The organism is Streptomyces bambusae (assembly GCF_020532645.1).
Taxonomy (GTDB): domain Bacteria; phylum Actinomycetota; class Actinomycetes; order Streptomycetales; family Streptomycetaceae; genus Streptomyces; species Streptomyces bambusae.
The window spans coordinates 1-18,066 of the sequence record NZ_JAJAUZ010000042.1 but is presented as its reverse complement, the minus strand read 5'-3'; the positions used below and the strand labels follow the sequence as shown (position 1 = coordinate 18,066).

The 18,066-nt window shown below is 75.3% G+C and carries 16 protein-coding genes; 10 read left to right on the top strand and 6 right to left on the bottom strand.

The window, feature by feature from the left end; all coding sequences use genetic code 11:
• Nucleotides 1-187 precede the first annotated feature (187 nt).
• From LG634_RS25750 to LG634_RS25740, 3 genes are read left to right on the top strand one after another with little or no spacing between them, the layout of a single operon-like run.
• Nucleotides 188-685 carry a DUF2771 domain-containing protein gene (locus LG634_RS25750; protein WP_226736793.1) on the top strand — a complete coding sequence of 166 codons (498 nt, stop codon included), beginning with the start codon at nt 188-190 and terminating at the stop codon, nt 683-685.
• Nucleotides 686-1,450 (top strand): futalosine hydrolase, encoded by a 765-nt coding sequence (locus tag LG634_RS25745; protein ID WP_226736792.1) that lies wholly within the window; start codon nt 686-688, stop codon nt 1,448-1,450.
• Nucleotides 1,434-2,306, top strand: a complete 873-nt coding sequence (locus LG634_RS25740) for a 1,4-dihydroxy-6-naphtoate synthase (protein ID WP_226736790.1) — start codon at nt 1,434-1,436, stop codon at nt 2,304-2,306. Before LG634_RS25745 ends, LG634_RS25740 begins: the two co-directional genes overlap by 17 nt.
• A 127-nt stretch (nt 2,307-2,433) precedes the next feature.
• On the opposite strand, the gene LG634_RS38310 is transcribed toward LG634_RS25740, so the two are convergent.
• On the bottom strand, nt 2,434-2,817 hold the full coding sequence (locus tag LG634_RS38310; protein ID WP_308072668.1) for a cold-shock protein: 384 nt from the start codon (nt 2,815-2,817) through the stop codon (nt 2,434-2,436).
• A gap of 177 nt (nt 2,818-2,994) precedes the next feature.
• Between LG634_RS38310 and LG634_RS25730 the strand changes: the two genes are divergently transcribed.
• Nucleotides 2,995-3,240: a hypothetical protein gene (locus tag LG634_RS25730; RefSeq protein ID WP_226736788.1), complete on the top strand. Its 246-nt coding sequence runs from the start codon at nt 2,995-2,997 to the stop codon at nt 3,238-3,240.
• 83 nt (nt 3,241-3,323) lie between these two features.
• Here the strand turns inward: LG634_RS25730 and LG634_RS25725 are convergent, their stop codons facing one another.
• Nucleotides 3,324-3,977: an HAD family hydrolase gene (locus tag LG634_RS25725; protein WP_372482491.1), complete on the bottom strand. Its 654-nt coding sequence runs from the start codon at nt 3,975-3,977 to the stop codon at nt 3,324-3,326.
• 418 nt (nt 3,978-4,395) lie between these two features.
• Nucleotides 4,396-5,406 (bottom strand): hypothetical protein, encoded by a 1,011-nt coding sequence (locus tag LG634_RS25720; RefSeq protein WP_226736784.1) that lies wholly within the window; start codon nt 5,404-5,406, stop codon nt 4,396-4,398.
• 74 nt (nt 5,407-5,480) lie between these two features.
• Between LG634_RS25720 and LG634_RS25715 the strand changes: the two genes are divergently transcribed.
• The 3 genes from LG634_RS25715 to LG634_RS25705 all read left to right on the top strand — a co-directional run bounded on the left by LG634_RS25715 (nt 5,481) and on the right by LG634_RS25705 (nt 10,558).
• Nucleotides 5,481-8,159: a helicase C-terminal domain-containing protein gene (locus tag LG634_RS25715; RefSeq protein ID WP_226736782.1), complete on the top strand. Its 2,679-nt coding sequence runs from the start codon at nt 5,481-5,483 to the stop codon at nt 8,157-8,159.
• Nucleotides 8,160-8,232: 73 nt separating this feature from the next.
• Complete coding sequence (locus LG634_RS25710; RefSeq protein WP_226736780.1) at nt 8,233-8,817, top strand: DUF4291 domain-containing protein; 585 nt, start codon at nt 8,233-8,235, stop codon at nt 8,815-8,817.
• Between the two features lie 97 nt (nt 8,818-8,914).
• On the top strand, nt 8,915-10,558 hold the full coding sequence (locus tag LG634_RS25705) for a DNA repair helicase XPB (RefSeq protein ID WP_226736778.1): 1,644 nt from the start codon (nt 8,915-8,917) through the stop codon (nt 10,556-10,558).
• Here the strand turns inward: LG634_RS25705 and LG634_RS25700 are convergent.
• Nucleotides 10,516-11,616, bottom strand: coding sequence for a glycosyltransferase family 87 protein (locus tag LG634_RS25700; protein ID WP_226736776.1), 1,101 nt, complete (start codon nt 11,614-11,616; stop codon nt 10,516-10,518). The two genes, LG634_RS25705 and LG634_RS25700, sit on opposite strands and share 43 nt — an antisense overlap.
• Before the next feature lie 39 nt (nt 11,617-11,655).
• Nucleotides 11,656-11,850, bottom strand: a complete 195-nt coding sequence (locus tag LG634_RS25695) for a hypothetical protein (RefSeq protein WP_226736774.1) — start codon at nt 11,848-11,850, stop codon at nt 11,656-11,658.
• A 381-nt stretch (nt 11,851-12,231) separates the two neighbouring features.
• Between LG634_RS25695 and LG634_RS25690 the strand changes: the two genes are divergently transcribed.
• The gene (locus LG634_RS25690) at nt 12,232-14,325 is read left to right on the top strand and encodes a HelD family protein (protein WP_504967654.1); all 2,094 of its coding nucleotides are present in this window, start codon (nt 12,232-12,234) and stop codon (nt 14,323-14,325) included.
• Nucleotides 14,326-14,880: 555 nt separating this feature from the next.
• Here the strand turns inward: LG634_RS25690 and LG634_RS25685 are convergent.
• A complete protein-coding gene (locus LG634_RS25685) occupies nt 14,881-15,582 on the bottom strand; it encodes a copper homeostasis protein CutC (protein ID WP_226736773.1) in 702 nt (233 codons plus the stop codon).
• A gap of 167 nt (nt 15,583-15,749) precedes the next feature.
• On the opposite strand from LG634_RS25685, the gene LG634_RS25680 reads away from it, so the two are divergent.
• Nucleotides 15,750-16,427 (top strand): HD domain-containing protein, encoded by a 678-nt coding sequence (locus LG634_RS25680; protein WP_226736770.1) that lies wholly within the window; start codon nt 15,750-15,752, stop codon nt 16,425-16,427.
• A gap of 111 nt (nt 16,428-16,538) precedes the next feature.
• The gene (locus tag LG634_RS25675; protein ID WP_226736769.1) at nt 16,539-17,756 is read left to right on the top strand and encodes a Cmx/CmrA family chloramphenicol efflux MFS transporter; all 1,218 of its coding nucleotides are present in this window, start codon (nt 16,539-16,541) and stop codon (nt 17,754-17,756) included.
• Nucleotides 17,757-18,066: the final 310 nt, after the last annotated feature.

Genomic DNA, 18,066 nt, shown 5'->3' with positions numbered 1-18,066 from the left:
CCCCCCCCCCCCGGCGGGGCTGGATTTTGCCCGGCAGCATCCAGCCGCCCACAGGCAAAGTCCGAGCAGAGGCAGACTCAAGCCCGTCCGGCGTTTGAGGACCGGGGTTCGGGGCGGAGCCCCGCAAAGGGGGACGCGCGGAGACCCCGTGCGCCGGGGAACGCGCACGACCGATAGCCTTCGGCTCATGACCGCACCGCTTATCTCGGGTAAGGGCCGCCGCCGCATCGCAGCCCTCGGAGCCGTGTCCGCCGGCCTCCTCGTCCTCTCCGCCTGCGACAAGCCGACGCCTCTGGCGACGGTGACGGTCGGCAGCACGTCCGTATCCGCCGAGGCCAAGTGCCGCAAGGACAAGGGCGCGGCCGAGCTGACCGCGGAGAAGGTCCAGGAGTGCCTCAGCAGCCTCAAGGCCACCAAGACCATCGACTACTCGCGCGGTGACACCCTGCGCCTCGGCGTCGAGCCGGAGGTCGTCGAGGACGGCAAGAAGTGGCAGGCGGTCCTCGACGGCCAGCCGATCACCGAGCCGTCCGACAACACGTACCGCAGCTTCCCCGGCGCCGACGTCTTCGCGACCGGCGGCCAGGGCGAGGCCCCGGCCTCGAAGAAGCTCGCCATCGTCCAGGTCGGCAAGGACGGCAAGCCGCAGTCCGTCTGGACCTTCACCCTCAAGCTCAAGAAGTAAGTGCACGCGCTCGTCGTGACCGCGGTGGCGGCGGAGGCAGACTCCGTCGCCGCCGGTCTGGGCTCCGGCCCGGCAGCCGCCCCGCCTCCCGACGGCGGCCCGGCCACACCCCCGCGCGCGCTCCCCGGCGGCCACCTCATCAGCCGCCACGACGTCCCCGGCCTCGCCCTCGACGTGCTCGTCGCCAGCGTGGGGCCGGCGGCCGCGGCGGCCGCCACCGCCACGGCCCTGGCCGTAGCCGACACCTCCGGCCGGCCGTACGACCTCGTCGTGTCCGCGGGCATCGGCGGCGGGTTCCAGCCCGCCGCGCCCGTCGGCAGCCTCGTCGTCGCCGACGCGATCGTCGCCGCCGACCTGGGCGCCGAGACCCCCGACGGCTTCCACACCGTCGAACAGCTCGGCTTCGGCCGCGTGGTCCACCTGCCGCCCGCAGAGCTGGCCGCCCGCGCCGCCGAGGCCACCGGCGGCCTGCTGGCGCCGGTCCTGACCGTCTCGACCGTCACCGGCACCGCCGCCCGCGCCGCCGAGCTCGCCGCCCGGCACCCGATGGCCGGCGCCGAGGCCATGGAGGGCTTCGGGGTCGCCGAGGCCGCCGCCGGGTACGGCCTGCCGGTCCTGGAACTGCGCGCGGTCTCCAACCCGGTCGGCCCCCGCGACCGTGCCGCCTGGCGCATCGGCGACGCCCTCGCCGCCCTGACCGCCGGCTTCCACCACCTCGTACCCGTACTCCACGGATGGGGACCCCGCCATGACCGCGACCGGTGACGCCGACCCGCGCCCCCTGCACATCGCGTACTCGCCCTGCCCCAACGACACCTTCGTCTTCGACGCCTGGGCGCACGGCCGGGTGCCGGACGCGCCGCCGATCGACGTCACGTTCGCCGACATCGACCTGACGAACGGAATGGCCGAGCGCGGCGAGTTCGACGTGCTCAAGGTCAGCTACGCGGTCCTGCCGTGGGTGCTCGACGAGTACGCGCTGCTGCCGTGCGGCGGGGCGCTGGGCCGGGGCTGCGGGCCGCTGGTCCTGACCCGCGAGCCGGGGCTCGACCTGCGGGGGCGGACCGTCGCGGTGCCGAGCGAGCGGTCCACCGCGTACCTGCTGTTCCGGCTGTGGGCCGCGGACGTGCTGCCGGAGGGCGTGGGCGAGGTCGTCGTACTGCCCTTCCACGAGATCATGCCGGCGGTCCGCGACGGCCGGGTGGACGCCGGTCTGGTGATCCACGAGGCCCGGTTCACGTTCCGGGACTACGGGCTGCACTGCCTAGCCGACATGGGCGAGCACTGGGAGCGGACCACCGGCCTGCCGATCCCGCTCGGCGCGATCATCGCGAAGCGGTCGCTGGGCGCGGAGACCCTGCACGCGCTGGCCGCCGCGGCCCGCAGCTCGGTCCTGATGGCCTGGGACGACCCGGAGGCCTCCCGCCCGTACGTCCGCGCGCACGCGCAGGAGCTGGACCCGGCGGTCGCCGACCAGCACATCGGCCTGTACGTGAACGAGTTCACGGCCGCGCTCGGCGAGGACGGGTACGCGGCGGTACGGGGGCTGCTGACGCGGGCGGCTGCGGAGGGCCTGGTCCCGGCGCTGCGGCCGGACGCGCTGGCGTTCCCGGCGCTCTGATCCCGCGGCCTGCCCCGATCGCACAAACATGCCCCGCCACTCGTTCGAGCGGCGGGGCACAGGTGTTTGACGCGTACGTACGTGCGCACGGACGCGGGGCCGGGCCGGGCACTCCGGACCCGGGCGGTCAGACGTCCAGCTGGTCGGCGACCGCGCGGAGCATGCCGGCGATCTTCGAGCCGTGCGCCTTGTCGGGGTAGCGGCCGCGCTCCAGCTGCTGCGTCACGTTCTCCAGCAGCGTCGTCAGGTCCTGCACGATGGAGGCGAGCTCGTCGGGCTTGCGGCGCTGCGCGGCAGCGACCGAGGGCGCGGGCTCCAGGACGGTCACGGAAAGGGCCTGGTCACCGCGCTGGCCTGCAACGACACCGAACTCCACGCGCTGGCCGGGCTTGAGTGCGTCCACCCCGGCAGGGAGCACCGACGAGTGCACGAAGACGTCGCCGCCGTCGTCGCGGGAGAGAAAGCCGAAGCCCTTCTCGCTGTTGAACCACTTGACCTTGCCGGTAGGCACGTCTGTTCCTCGTCCTTGTGTTCGTCGGGTCCGAACCGCCGCGAAAACGGCTCCGGACAGCAGTACAGCGGGTCCTCTGTGACCCGCCGCTTCCAGGCTAATGGTCCAGGGCCCGCTGACAAGACGTCTCAGGGTCCTTCCTGCGGGCGGCCCAGGACAGGGATCTACCCTGGTCGGGTGACTGCTACTCCTGCAACCGACGAACCCCGCCCCGGCGACGCGCTGGTCCGCGCCGGCGGAATCGTCTTCATCATCGGCGCGGTGGCCACCCTCGCGACGATGGCCCCCCTCTTCCTCGGCACCGACCCCTTCCCCCCGATCGCCTACGCGGTCTGCATGCTGATGGGCGTCGGCTTCGCCATCGCCGGCGCGGGCGTCCTCCGCTCCGCGGCGGCGCAGCGGCGGGCGGCGCGGGAGGTGTAGCGGGACGGGCGCCCGGCCGGCGGGACCGCGCGGGCGCGGCCCGGCGCGAACGGACGCCCCCGGCGCGGCCCGGACCGCCCGGCTCAGGCGGGGGTGGGCATGCCGCGGGTCGCCGTGTACGTGGCGAGCCAGGCCGGGAGGGCCGTCAGGTCGGCGAGGACGACGTCCGCGCCGGCCGCCTTCAGCTCGTCCGCCGAGCAGGGGCCGGTCGGGACCGCCACCGACAGCGCGCCGGCCGTCCGGGCGCCGCGTACGTCGCCGACGTGGTCGCCCACGTACACCGATGCGCCGTGCGCCCGCAGGGCCTCCGCCTTGGCCTCCGCCCAGAGCGAGCCGACCACGGCGTCCGGGCGCATGCCGAGGTGGTCGAGGTGGAGCCGGGCGTTCGGCTCGTGCTTGGCCGTCACGACGATCGCGCTGCCGCCGAGCGCCTGCACGGCCTCGATGGCCTCGCGCGCGCCGGGCATCGCGGGGATGCGGGCGACGGCGTGCGCGGGGTACAGCGCGCGGTACCGGTCGGCCATCTCCGGGATCCGCTCCGCGGGGAACCAGTACGCCAGCTCCTCGTCGAGCGGCGGCCCCAGCCGGCTGACCGCCGCCTCGGCGTCGATGTACGTCCCCGTCTGCGCGGCCAGCTCCTCGTACGTGGCGCGGATGCCGGGGCGTGAGTCGATCAGGGTCATGTCGAGGTCGAAGCCGACGGTGAGGGGGCGGGTGGGAACGGTAGCGGCACTCATACGGCCCATTCTCCCGCCGCCCCGTAAACCCCACACAAACCCCCGATGACCCCGGGACTCCCCCGCACCCCGACCGCCGCCCCGAAATCCAGCCCCGCCGGCGTTTGAGGCGCGGGGGTGTGGGGGCGGAGCCCCTGCATCTTTGAGCCCCGCCGACGATCGAGGCCCGGGTTCCGGGGCCGAGCCCCGACATCCAGCCCCGCCGGCGATTGAGGCGCGGGGGTGTGGGGGCGGAGCCCCTGCATCTTTGAGCCCCGCCGACGATCGAGGCCCGGGGTCCGGGGCCGAGCCCCGACATCCAGCCCCGCCGGCGATTGAGGCGCGGGGGTGTGGGGGCGGAGCCCCTGCATCTTTGAGCCCCGCCGGCGTTCGAGGCGCGGGTTCGGGGCCGAGCCCCGGGGTTTGGGGCGCGGCGGGGTCAGGCGCGGCGGCGGGAGCGGAGGGCCAGGTACGCGGCACAGCTGACGGCCGCCACGCGGACCAGCAGCGGCCACAGGTCCACGAAGGCCTCACTCGCCCGGCCGGAGACGAGCGGGTCCCCCCAGCGCCCGTGGGACCGCCCCCACAGCCACACCACCGCCCCGCCCAGCACCACCCCCGGCACGCCGAACAGCACGGCCTTCTTCTCCGCAGGGCCGAGCACCTTGGACACGTACGCCAGCAGCCACCCGCCCGCCAGCACCACCCACGACCCGCTGACCGCCCCGCCCACCAGCACCGCCGCGGCCAGCAGCAGCACCACATGCGGCCGCTGCCGCGGTGCGGACTCGGCCGCCGCCGCCGAAGAGGCTCCCCGCCGCTCCCGCAACGCCCGTACGACGGTCCGCACCCGCCCCACCGGCTCCGCCACGGGCACCGGCTCGGGCGCAGGCCCGGACCCGGGAACGGACCCGGGAACGACCGCGTCCGCCGCCGGAACCGCCGGCTTCTTCAGCAGCTCCGGAATCTCGATCCCGCCCGCGAACCCCGGCACGCCCACATCCGCCCCGAACCCCGACGGCTCCACCCGCCACCAGTCCGGCTCCCCCCGGTCGGACCCCAGCTCGTCCTCCCCCGCCAGATGCGGCGGCCGCGCCGCCGTGCTCGGCGGCGGCTCCGCAGCAGCCTCCGGCTCCGCCCCCTTGAAGAACCGCCGCGGCCCCCGCTGCACCGGCACCGACACGACCGGCACCACGGGAACAGCCGGCTCGTCGCTCCCGGCCGTACCCCCCGCCGCCTCGATCAGCTCCTCCGGGCTCCCCAGCCGGTCCAGGATCCGCCGCACCGAAGCCGTGGTCTCCGGCTCGTACTTGGCCCGCTGCCGGTCGATCTCGTCGCGCAGCGCGGCCACCAGCCGCATCCGGTCGCCCGACGACAGCTGCCGGCGCTGCGCCAGGTCCCCGACCCGGCTCAGATAGTCGTAGACCAGCTGGTCGCTCTCGATCCCCACGCCCCGGCTCCTCCCGTGCCCGCTGCCCCGAAGGTAGCGCCTGATGGAGCCCCTCAGGGGCTAACGTTGGCCGGATGGACCAGGAGGCGAACGTGTCCGACGGAAGCAGTTCTCCCAGCACGGCCGGGCACACCCCCGGCGGGCCAGACGTACCCGCGGCCGCCTCCGGTGCGCCGCGCTCCCTCGCCGAAGCCCTGCGCGCCCGCGACGACGCCTCGCTCGCCGCACTGCTGCGGGCCCGCCCCGACCTGCTCGCGCCGGTGCCGGGCGACCTGACCCAGCTCGCCACCCGGGCCGGCACGCGCGCCTCGGTGGTGCGCGCCCTCGAACGCCTGGACCGGTTCGCGCTGCAGACCGCCGAGGCGCTGGCCGTGGCCCCGGACCCGTGCCCGTACGGGATCCTGGCCGGCCTGATGACCGGCGACCACGGCCCGGACGGGCAGCCCGGTGCCACGGACGTGCTCGCCGCCCTGCCCGGCGCCGTCGCCGCGCTGCGCGACCAGGCGCTGCTGTGGGGGGACGACGAGCGGCTGCGGCTGGTGCGCACCGCCCGTGAACTCCTCACGCCGACCGCCTCCCGCCCCTCCCCCACCGGCCTCGGCCCGACCGTCGCGGAGGCGACGGCCGGCATGTCGCCCGGCCGCCTCCAGGAGATCGTGGCGACCGCCGGGCTGCCCGCCACCCACGACCCGGTGTCCGCGGTCGCGGCGCTGACCTCGCTGTTCACCGACCGGGACCGGATGTCGGCGCTCCTGGACCGGGCGCCGGCCGAGGCGCACCAGCTGCTCGGCCGGCTGGTGTGGGGTCCGCCGTACGGCGAGGTGACCGCGAACCCGGCCCCGCCGGTGCGGTGGCTGCGCGACCACGGCCTGCTGCTGCCGGTGTCGGCGCGCACGGTCGTGCTGCCGCGGGAGGTGGCGCTGCACCTGCGTGGCGGGCGCGCCCACCGCGTGCCCGAGCCGGTCGCCCCGCCGGTGCCGGCCGTGCACGAACACCGTCCACAGCTTGTGGATGCGAACGCGGCCGGCCAGGCGTTGGCCGCCGTCGGCACCGTCGAGGAACTCCTCTCGTCCTGGGAGGACACCGGCCCGCTGGTGCTGCGCGCGGGCGGGGTGGCCGTACGCGACCTCAAGCGGACGGCCGCCGTGCTGGACACCGACGAGGCCACCGCCGTGTTCTGGATCGAGCTGTGCTTCGGCGCCGGACTGCTGGCCGGCGACGGCGAAGCGGACGAGCGGTACGCGCCGACGCCCGCCTACGACGACTGGCTGGAGCTCCCCCCGCAGGACCGCTGGGCCGCCCTCGCCGCGGCCTGGCTGCCGGCCACCCGTACCGGCGCTCTGGTCGGCGAACAGGACGCCAAGGGGCGCACCCTGTCGGCGCTCGGCCCCGGCCTCGACCGCTCGGCCGCCCCGGAGGTCCGCCACCGCGTCCTTTCCCTGCTCGCCGACCTTCCGCCGGGCGGCGCGCCCGACCACGGCGCCCTCCTCGCCCGCCTCGCCTGGGAGCACCCCACCCGCACCCCGTCCGACCTGCGCCCCCGGCTGGCCGACTGGACCCTCATCGAAGCCGAACGCCTCGGCGTGACGGGCCGCGGCGCCCTGTCCACCCACGGCCGCGCGCTGCTGCGGGCGGGTACGCGGGCAGCCGACGACACGCCCGCGCCGGGCACGGTCGCCGACCCCGGCACGACCGCCGCCGCGGCCGTCCCCGCCGCCCGTCCGGAAACCCCCGGTCCGGAGGGTGCGCACCCGCACCCCGAGCCCCCACACGCCCCCACCCCCGCCGAGTCCGCCGCCGCGGCCGCCGCGGAGGCCGCCGCCCTGCTCGGGCCGCTGCTGCCCGAGCCCGTCGACCACGTCCTCCTCCAGGCCGACCTGACCGCCGTGGCGCCGGGGCCGCTGGTGCGGGAGCTGGCGGACACGCTGGCCGTGCTGGCCGACGTGGAGTCGAAGGGCGGGGCCACCGTGTACCGGTTCACGCCCGGTTCCGTACGGCGGGCGCTCGATTCCGGGCGGACGGCCGCCGACCTCCAGGCGTTCCTCGCCGAGCACAGCCGTACGCCCGTACCGCAGCCGCTCGGGTACCTCATCGACGACGTGGCCCGCCGCCACGGGCACCTGCGGGTCGGCGCGGCCACCTCGTACGTGCGCTGCGACGACGACTCCGTGCTCGGTGAGATCCTCGCCGACAAGCGGTCCGCGGGCCTCGGCCTGCGCCGCCTCGCCCCGACCGTCCTCGCCTCCACCGCCGACCCGGCCGCCCTCCTCGCCGGCCTGCGCTCCCTCGGCTACGCCCCGGCCGCCGAGTCCGCGACCGGCGACGTCCTCGTCGCCAGGGCCGCCGCGCACCGCACCCCGCCCCGTACCGCCCCGGCCCCCGTGCCCGACGGCCCGCCCGTCCCGGACGGCACCCTGCTCGGCGCGGCCGTCCGCGCGATCCGCGCCGGCGACCTGGCGGCGACCGCCGTCCGCAAGGAGCCGGCGGCCCCGTCCACCCCCCTCGCCCCCGGCGAACTGCCCCGCACCAGCGCCGCCGAGACCCTGGCGACGGTGCAGGCCGCGGCCCTCACCGGCTCGGCCGTGTGGATCGGCTACGTGAACGCGGAGGGGGCCGCCAGCCAGCGCGTGATCGCCCCGGTCCGCGTCGAGGGCGGCTTCGTCACGGGCTACGACCACACCTCCGACGAGGTCCGCACGTACGCCCTGCACCGCATCACCGGCGTGGCAGAACTCGCCGAGGACCAGGTGTAGCGCGTGCCCCGCGGCGGGCGCAGGCGGCGAAAACCGCTGGCCACCGCCCCGCCACCGCCGCCACCCTGGCGGCATGTCAGAGAACGTCCCGCCCGTCCCGCGGCAGCAGATCCGCGCCGTCCACACCGACACCACCGTCACCGTCTACCAGGCGTACGCCCCGCGGCTCGGTCTGCCCGCGGCCCGCGACGGCCGCTTCCCGGCGGCCTGGAAGCGGGACCGCATGACGTGGATCAAGCCGTCGTTCCTGTGGATGATGTACCGCTGCGGCTGGGGCACCAAGCCCGACCAGGAGACCGTCCTCGCGGTCGAGATCACCCGCGAGGGCTTCGACCACGCGATCCGCAACGCCTGCCTGTCCCACTACGTCCGCGGCCTCCACCCCGACGAGGCCACCTGGAAGCGCCGGCTCCGCGCCACGGAGGCCCGCATCCAATGGGATCCGGAACGCGACCTCCACCTGTCCCCCCTCCCCCACCGCTCCCTCCAGCTCGGCCTCTCCGGCACCCTCTCCCACGCCTACGCCGACGAATGGACCGTCGCCATCCGCGACGTCACCCCCCTCGCCCACGACATCCACGCCCTGGTCCGCACCGGCGACCTCACCACCGCCCGGAGCCTCCTCCCCGAGGAACGCCCGTACACCCCGGCGCCGTAGCCGGAGGCCGCGCCCCTCCCCGCACACACGGCCGATACGGCAGACTGGAGGTTTGGCCGTGCGCACCCGGACGGCCGGCCGTGTGGAAGGGATCAGCGTGAACGGGCCCCTCATCGTGCAGAGTGACAAGACTCTGCTGCTCGAAGTCGACCATGAGCTCGCCGATGCCTGCCGGCGGGCCATTGCGCCGTTTGCGGAGTTGGAGCGGGCGCCCGAGCACATCCACACGTACCGGGTGACACCGCTCGGGCTGTGGAACGCGCGGGCCGCCGGGCACGACGCCGAGCAGGTCGTAGACGCTCTCGTGGAGTACTCGCGCTACCCCGTTCCGCACGCGCTTCTGGTCGACGTCGCCGAGACGATGGCCCGGTACGGGCGGCTGACCCTGAGCAAGCACCCCACACACGGGCTGGTGCTCACCAGCACCGACCGGCCGGTGCTGGAGGAGATCCTGCGGTCGAAGCGGGTCACCCCGCTGGTCGGGGCGCGGATCGACGCGGACACGGTGGCCGTGCACCCCTCGGAGCGCGGGCAGATCAAGCAGACGCTGCTCAAGCTGGGCTGGCCGGCCGAGGACCTCGCCGGGTACGTCGACGGCGAAGCGCACCCGATCGACCTGGCGGAGGACGGCTGGTCGCTGCGCCCGTACCAGCGGCAGGCCGTGGACGGCTTCTGGCACGGCGGCTCCGGGGTGGTCGTGCTGCCCTGCGGCGCCGGCAAGACGCTGGTCGGCGCGGGGGCGATGGCCGAGGCCAAGGCGACCACGCTGATCCTCGTGACGAACACCGTGTCGGCCCGCCAGTGGAAGCACGAGCTGGTGAAGCGGACCTCGCTGACCGAGGACGAGATCGGCGAGTACAGCGGCACCCGCAAGGAGATCCGCCCGGTCACCATCGCCACCTACCAGGTGCTGACGACGAAGCGGAAGGGCATCTACCCGCACCTGGAGCTGTTCGACTCCCGCGACTGGGGTCTGATCGTCTACGACGAGGTGCACCTGCTGCCCGCGCCCGTCTTCAAGTTCACCGCCGACCTCCAGGCCCGCCGCCGGCTCGGCCTGACGGCGACGCTGGTGCGCGAGGACGGCCGTGAGTCGGACGTCTTCTCGCTGATCGGGCCGAAGCGGTTCGACGCGCCGTGGAAGGAGATCGAGGCGCAGGGCTACATCGCGCCCGCCGACTGCGTCGAGGTCCGGGTGAACCTGACCGAGAGCGAGCGGCTCGCGTACGCCACCGCCGAGACCGAGGAGAAGTACCGGTTCTGCGCGACGACGGCGACGAAGCGCAAGGTCACCGAGGCGCTGGTACGGCGGCACCGCGGCGAGCAGACGCTGGTCATCGGGCAGTACATCGACCAGCTCGACGAGCTCGGCGCGCACCTCGACGCCCCCGTGATCAAGGGCGAGACCTCCAACGCGCAGCGGGAGAAGCTCTTCGACGCGTTCCGCGAGGGCGAGATCAACGTGCTCGTCGTGTCGAAGGTCGCGAACTTCTCCATCGACCTGCCGGAGGCGACCGTCGCCATCCAGGTGTCGGGCACGTTCGGGTCCCGGCAGGAGGAGGCGCAGCGGCTCGGCCGCGTGCTGCGTCCGAAGGCGGACGGTCACGAGGCCCGCTTCTACTCGGTGGTGGCCCGCGACACGATCGACCAGGACTTCGCCGCCCACCGGCAGCGCTTCCTGGCCGAGCAGGGCTACGCCTACCGGATCATGGACGCCGACGAGCTGCTGTCGGAGGGCTGACGGCCGGGCGCACGGGACGGCCCGGCGGCCCTCGTACGCGCCGGCCCGGCGGACGCGCGCTGGGCGGGGACACCGCCCGGCGTGCCGTACCGGGCGCCGGGCGGTGGGGTGCCGGTCCGCCCCAGCCGCCAGGCCGCCGCGACGAGCAGGGCGCACGCCATCAGCGGGTACGGGGAGGCCAGGGCGGAGGCCGGCGGGCCGGAGCCGAGTTCCCAGGGCCGGACGGCGTGCGCGGCGGCGCTCTCGATCCGGCCGGTCCAGAACTCCGCGCTGGCGGCAGGCAGCACGAGCATCCCGAGCCCGGCCGTGCCGGCGAACGCGGCCAGGCCGGTCAGGGCCGCCCGGACGCGGCCGGTGAGCAGGCAGTAGACGAGGAACACCGCCGGGGTGAGTTCGATCCCGGCGGCGATGCCGAGGGCGAAGCCCTTGCCGAGGGAGCCGTCCGTACGGCCGAGGTCCCAGAGCAGCAGGCAGGCGACGGCCAGGGCGGCCGTGCCCGGCAGCACCGTCGGGACGGCGGTCTCCAGCCACAGCCCGGCGGCGGCCGCCACCAGCAGCGGGCCGGCGCGCTGTGCCCGGGCCGCGAACAGCACGAGCAGCGCCAGCAGCCCGGCATTGACCGCGGCGTAGACGACGGGCAGCGCTCCGGCGGGCAGCCAGCTCGCCGGCAGGAACAGGATCGCCGCGAAGGGCGGGCACCCGGCACCCGGCCGGGCGTCGTCGGGCACGCCGTACGCGGTGGCCCCGGCGGTTCCGCCGTCGCGGACCGGTCCGTCCCGGACCAGGCCCTCGTACGGCAGGTCCCCGTACGGCAGGTCCCCGTACGGCAGGTCCCCGTACGGCAGGTCCCCGTACGGGACGCCGCCGAGGGCGATCCCGCAGCCGGCGCCCGCGCCCAGCACCGGCCCGCCGTATCCGCTCCCGTCGGGGACGCCGTCGGGCAGGCCGCCGTACGGGACGCCCAGCGTCCAGAGCGCGGCGAGCACGAGGAGCAGACCCGCCGACAGCACGCCCGAGGCGGACAGCAGCGCACGCACGGGGAGGGGGCTCCGGGTCACGCGCGTGACCCTAGTGGATCAGGGTGGTGACCCGCCGGTTCAGCGGCGGACTATGTCGGCTTCCTCGCCGAACTCTCCGAGGAGGACGACGCCGACGGCGGCTCCGGCGAAGACCCTGGCGGCGTGCAGCACCCCGCCGAAGCCGTTGCGGCGCCGGTGGGCGCGGTGGGAGGAGGTGGCGGTGGCGCCGCTCGGGCGGCCGCCCTGGACCGGGGTGAAGGTTGCGGTGCTCATGGATCCATGGTGCGTTCGCGGGGCCCCCGCGGGCATCGGCCTGCGGTGGGAACCTCGCGGCCCGGCGCGTACGCCTGGAGTCCGACCCGACCCCCTACGGGGTCTGCCGAAAGTGCTACGCCCGGCTCCACCCGACGCCACCCCGGCTCCACCCGACGCCACCCCGGCTCCGCCCGACGCCACCCCGGCTCCGCCCGACGCCACCCCGGCTCCGCCCGGCGTCCGTTTATCCGTTCGCACCGGCGGGCCCACGGTGACTACAATCTCCGCTCTTGCCCGCCTCCCGCCGCAGTGCCGGGGAGCGCCGCCGGCCGGACGGAAACCGGTCTGCTCCTGCCACACCCGATCCCGAGGACTGATCCACCGGCTGGAGGCCCCACCGTGCCCGCGCACGCCCCCGAAGACCTGCACGACGTTTCCCCCGACGCCGGAGGCAACCCGCTCGCCCGCGAGCAGGCGCACCTGGCCGCCTCCCGGTCCGCGCTGCGCGCCATGCGCGAGGACGTCGAGTCGCTCGACATCCGCGACGTCACCGCAAACTGGGTCAACTCGCTCGTCCTGCAGGCCCAGATCGACGACCGGATCAAGGCGCTCGCGGACCTCGCGCACACCCCGCTGTTCTTCGGCCGCCTCGACTACCTGCACGCGCCGGGCGCCGACCGCGCGGAGGGCGCGGAGGGCGAGCAGTTCTACATCGGCCGCCGGCACGTCCACGACGCGCAGGGCGACCCGATGGTCATCGACTGGCGCGCGCCCGTCTCCCAGCCGTTCTACCGGGCCTCCAAGAAGGACCCGCAGGACATCGGGCTGCGCCGCCGCTTCGGGTACACCGGCGGCGACCTGACCGCGTACGAGGACGAGCACCTGTCCGACCCGGCCGAGTCGGCCGCCGTCAGCAAGCTGCTCCAGCAGGAGATCGAGCGGCCGCGCGTGGGTCCGATGCGGGACATCGTGGCCACGATCCAGCCGGAACAGGACGAAATCGTCCGTTCCGGACTTTCCGGGTCGGTGTGCGTGCAGGGCGGACCGGGCACCGGGAAGACCGCCGTCGGCCTGCACCGGGTCGCGTACCTGCTGTACGCGCACCGCGAGCGGCTGGCCCGTACGGGCACGCTGGTCATCGGGCCGAACCGGTCCTTCCTCCAGTACATCGAGCAGGTGCTCCCCGCGCTGGGCGAGCTGGAGGTCAAGCAGGCCACGGTGGACGACCTGGTGGCCCGGCCGGGTGCGGAGGTGCGCGGCACGGACGCGGCGGCGACGGCCGTGGTGAAGGGCGATGCGCGGATGGCGGAGGTGCTGCGGCGGGCGGTCCGCTCGCACGTGTCGCTGCCGGACGAGCCGCTGATGGTGGTCCGCGGTTCGAGGCGCTGGCGGATCCCGGCGTACGAGCTGGCGGAGATCGTCACCGAGCTGCAGGCGCGCGACATGCGGTACGGGGCGGCGCTCGCGGCCCTGCCGCAGCGGATCGCGCACGCGGTGCTGGTGCGGATGGAGCAGGGCGGGGAGGCACCGGACGACCGGGTGCAGGACGCGGTGGCGCGGAACCCGGCGGTGAAGGCGGCCGTCAAGGCGATCTGGCCGGTGGTGGACCCGGCGAAGCTGGTGCTGCGGCTGCTGTCGGACGCGGAGTTCCTGGCCGCGCACGCGGACGGGGTGCTGACGGCGGACGAGCAGAAGCTGCTGCTGTGGGAGAAGCCGTTCCGGAGCGTGAAGTCGGCGAAGTGGTCGGCGGCCGATCTGGTGCTCATCGACGAGAGCGCCGATCTCGTGGAACGCACGCACTCGCTGGGCCATGTCGTGGTCGACGAGGCGCAGGACCTGTCGCCGATGCAGTACCGGGCGGTGGGGCGCCGCTGCACGACCGGTTCGGTGACCGTACTCGGCGACCTGGCGCAGGGTACGACGCCGTGGGCCACGCGCAGCTGGGCGGAGGCGCTGGGGCACCTGGGCAAGCCGGAGGCGGTGCTGGAGGAGCTGACGGCCGGTTTCCGCGTGCCGCGGGAGGTCATCGCGTACGCGTCGCGGCTGCTGCCGGCCATTGCGCCGGGGCTGGCGGCGGTGTCGTCGGTGCGTGAGACGCCGGGGTCGCTGGTGGTGTCGTCCGTCGCTTCGTCCGAGGACCTGACGCCGGCGGTCGTGGCCGCCTGCCGGGATGCGCTCCGGCACGAGGGCTCGATCGGGCTGATCGCGGCGGACGCGCGGATTCCCGGGCTGGCGGAGGCGTTGTCCGCGGCGGGGTTGCCGCACCTCTCGCCCGGCTCGGAGACGACCGCCGACTCCCGCCTGACGCTGGTCCCGGCCTCGCTGGCCAAGGGCCTCGAATACGACTACGTCGTGCTGGACGAGCCGTGCGCGATCGTCGACGGCGAGCCCGACGAACGCACCGGCCTGCGCCGGCTGTACGTCGCCCTGACCCGAGCCGTCTCCGGCCTCACGGTCTTGCACCACGCCGCGCTGCCGCCGGCCTTGCCCTGACCCGGACTCCGCCCCGGATCCGGATCCCGCACCCCAATCGCCGGCGGGCTGGCCCTTGGGGCTCCGCCCCAAACCCCGCGCCTCAATCGCCGGCGGGGCTGAATCCCAGGGCTCCCGCCCCAAACCCCGCGCCTCAATCGCCGGCGGGGCTCAAGGATCGGGGGCTCCGCCCCCGGACCCCCGCGCCTCAATCGCCGGCGAGGCTGAACTTCGGGGCTCCGCCCCGGGCCCCGGCCCTCAAGCTCCCCCAGCCCCAGGGGGCTGGGAGGTGCCCCCTGGACGGGCTGAATTTCCCCCGCCAGGACTTCGGCTGCCCCAGCCCCGCCTGACGGCTGGGCAAACTCCAGCCCCGCCGGCGATTGAGGCGCGGGCTGGGCCGGATCTGCCCGTGACGCTGGATGCTGCGCCGCAGAATCCAGCCCCGCCAGGGGGTACCTCCCAGCCCCCTGGGGCTGGGGGAGTTTGAGGCGCGGGGTCCGGGGCGGAGCCCCGAATCTTCGAGCCCCGCCGGCGATTGAGGCGCGGGGTCCGGGGCGGAGCCCCCGACAGCACAGGTCAGGCCAGGGCCTCGCGCCAGGCGGCGACAGCCGACGGGCTGACGGGGCCCGACCAGCCGTCGGGGCGGGCCGCGCCACCGATGTGGAAGGCGTCCAGACCAGCCGCCCGCAGCCCCGCCAGATGGTGCAGCTGGAGCCCCCCACCGACGAGGATCTGCGGCTCGAAGCCCGCCTCGCCCCGACGGCGCGCCTCCGCCTCCGCCTCCAGCACGGCAAGCCCCTCCGACACCCCCGCCGCCGACCCGGCGGTCAGGTACGTGTCGAGCCCCGGCAGCCCCGCCAGGGACTTCCGCACCTGCGCCCGGTCCGCCGCCCGGTCGATCGCCCGATGGAACGTCCACCGGCACCCGTCCAGCTCGGCCACCAGCGCCTCCACGGCCGCCATGTCCGCCGAACCGTCCGCGTCCAGGAAGCCGAGGACGAACTCCTCCGCCCCCTCCTCCCGCAGCCCCCGCGCCGCCGCGACCAGCGCGTCCAGCTCCGCCGCCGTACCCGCCGAGAACCCGTCCGCCGCCCGGAGCATGACCCGCAGGGGGATGTCCACGGCCGCGCGGATCGCCGCGAAGGTCTCCCGGGCGGGGGTCAGGCCGTCCGCCGCCATGTCGGTGACCAGTTCGAGCCGGTCCGCTCCACCTGCCTGGGCCGCGATCGCGTCCTCGGCACTGAGGGCGATCACCTCCAGGACTGCACGGTTGCTCATGGGGCCTCATTCCTTCGGAACGTGGGGGGAGACCAGCAGTCGGGAAAGCTGCTGATCGGAAAAATAGGTCTAGTCCAATTACAGGGTACGGGCGCCCGCCCGCGATCCACCAGCACATTCACGCCACCGCCACCCGTCCCACACCCACCGCCGCGCACAATGACCCCATGGCAACCGACACCGCGCAGCTCCACGCCCGCTGGCACGAGACCGTGACGGCCGCCCGCGCGGACCCGGACCCGACGGACCCGGACCCGACGGCCGCGGACGCCACGGGCGCCGACCCCGCGCCCTACGCCACCCGCCTCCTCTCCGCCTGGGGCGAGCCGCAGCGCCGGTACCACACCACCGCGCACCTCGTCGCCGTGCTGGACCACGTCGACCTGCTCGCGCACCACGCCGCCGACCCGGCCGCCGTACGCCTCGCCGCCTGGTTCCACGACGCCGTCTACCGGCCCGACCGGTCCGAGAACGAGGAGCGCAGCGCCGCCCTCGCCGAGCGCGCGCTCCCGGAACTCGGCGTCCCGGCGGACCGCACCGCCGAGGTGGCCCGCCTGGTCCGTCTGACCGTCACCCACGACCCGGCCCCCGGCGACACCAACGGCGAGGTCCTCTGCGACGCCGACCTGGCCGTCCTGGCCGGCGCCCCCGACGCGTACGCCGCGTACGTGGCCGCCGTGCGCGAGGAGTACGCGTTCGTACCGGAGGACGCGTTCCGGGAGGGCCGGGCGGCGGTGCTCCGTCAGCTCCTCGACCTCCCCCGCCTCTTCCGCACCCCCTTCGGCACGGAGCGCTGGGAGGCCCTGGCCCGCCGCAACCTCGCCGCGGAGCTGGCCACGCTCTGAGGACCGTCCGAACGGATCATCGGCCGGTCGGATCATCGGGTGACCGGGGGAATGCCCCGCCCATCCGCGCCGTTGATCCATTTCATGCCCGCTACGACCGAACGTTCCCGTATGCCCGTGGCCGTCTCCATCCTGGGCCTGTCCGTCTTCGCACTCGGCACCAGCGAATTCATGCTCTCCGGGCTGCTGCCGCCGATCGCCGCGGACATGGACGTCACGATCCCGCAGGCCGGGCTGCTGATATCCGCCTTCGCCATCGGCATGGTGATCGGCGCCCCGCTGCTGGCCGTGGCCACGCTGCGGCTGCCGCGCCGGACCACGCTGATCGCGTTGATCTCGCTCTTCGGGCTGGGCCAGATCGCCGGCGCGGTGGCCCCGTCGTACGGGTTCCTGTTCGCCTCACGGGTCGTGAGCGCGCTCGCGTGCGCCGGGTTCTGGGCGGTCGGCGCGGCCGTGGCCATCGCGATGGTGCCGCAGAACGCACGGGCGCGGGCCATGGCCGTGATGATCGGCGGGCTGTCGATCGCGAACGTGCTCGGCGTACCGGCCGGAGCGTTCCTCGGCGAGTACTGGGGCTGGCGGGCGGCGTTCTGGGCGGTGGCCGCGGCGTCGGCGGTCGCGCTCGTCGGCATCCTGCTGAAGATCCCCCACATCCCGTTGCCGGCGGCAGCCGAACGACCGACGCTCGGCAGGGAGCTGCGGATCTACCGGGACCGGCAGGTCTGGCTGTCGGTCGCGATCACCGCGCTGGCGGCGGGCGGGGTGTTCTGCGCGTTCAGCTACCTGGCTCCGCTGCTGACCGAGGTGGCGGGGCTGGGGTCGCGGTGGGTGCCGTGGGTGCTGGGGCTGTTCGGGGTGGGGGCGCTGATCGGTACGACGGTGGGCGGGCGGGTTGCGGACGGGCGGCTCTTCGGGGTGCTGCTGTCCGGGATCACGGCCTCCACCGTGCTGCTGGCCGGGCTGGCCCTGCTGGCCTCCTCGGCCGTGGCGGCCGTCGGCCTCTCCTTCCTCCTGGGCGTCTCCACGTTCTTCACGGCCCCGGCCTTGAACGCGCGCATGTTCAACGTCGCCGGCGCGGCCCCGACGCTGGCGGGGGCGACCACCACCGCGGCCTTCAACCTGGGCAACACGGGTGGGCCGTGGCTGGGTGGCACGGTCATCTCTGCCGGGCACGGCTTTGCGGCCACCGCCTGGGCGGGCGCCGCCATGACCCTCACCGCCCTGGCCCTCACGGCCCTCTCCCTCCGCCTCCACCGCCACACCCCGACCCGCGTCGTCACGGGCTCCGCCACCGGGTCCCCTTCCCCGGTCCCGACCCCCACCCCCTGACGGGCCCGCCCCGGGCCCACCGCCGCTCCACCCCTGCCGGACCCGCCCCGGGCCCACCGCCACTCCACTCCCTGACGGCACCCGCCCCCGGCCCACCGCCACTCCACTCCCTGAGGGGCCCGCCCCGGGCCCACCGCCGCTCCACTCCCGCAGCCGGTCCCCACCCGGCCGCTTCCAGTTCCGCAGGGCCGATCCCAGCCCCGCCGGCCAACCTCAGGCCTCGCCGGGCCCACTCCAGCCCCGCCGGGCACCCTCCAGCCCCGGCGGGGGGGGGGGGGGCGGGGCCCCGGGGGGGGGCCCCCCCCCCCCC

Coding starts and splice junctions, on each gene's coding strand:
- LG634_RS25750 (WP_226736793.1), top strand. CDS start 188: ATGACCGCACCGCTTATCTCGGGTAAGGGCCGCCGCCGCATCGCAGCC.
- LG634_RS25695 (WP_226736774.1), bottom strand. CDS start 11,850: ATGAGCACCGCAACCTTCACCCCGGTCCAGGGCGGCCGCCCGAGCGGC.
- LG634_RS25710 (WP_226736780.1), top strand. CDS start 8,233: ATGTCAGAGAACGTCCCGCCCGTCCCGCGGCAGCAGATCCGCGCCGTC.
- LG634_RS25715 (WP_226736782.1), top strand. CDS start 5,481: ATGGACCAGGAGGCGAACGTGTCCGACGGAAGCAGTTCTCCCAGCACG.
- LG634_RS25675 (WP_226736769.1), top strand. CDS start 16,539: ATGCCCGTGGCCGTCTCCATCCTGGGCCTGTCCGTCTTCGCACTCGGC.
- LG634_RS25685 (WP_226736773.1), bottom strand. CDS start 15,582: ATGAGCAACCGTGCAGTCCTGGAGGTGATCGCCCTCAGTGCCGAGGAC.
- LG634_RS25725 (WP_372482491.1), bottom strand. CDS start 3,977: ATGAGTGCCGCTACCGTTCCCACCCGCCCCCTCACCGTCGGCTTCGAC.
- LG634_RS25680 (WP_226736770.1), top strand. CDS start 15,750: ATGGCAACCGACACCGCGCAGCTCCACGCCCGCTGGCACGAGACCGTG.
- LG634_RS25740 (WP_226736790.1), top strand. CDS start 1,434: ATGACCGCGACCGGTGACGCCGACCCGCGCCCCCTGCACATCGCGTAC.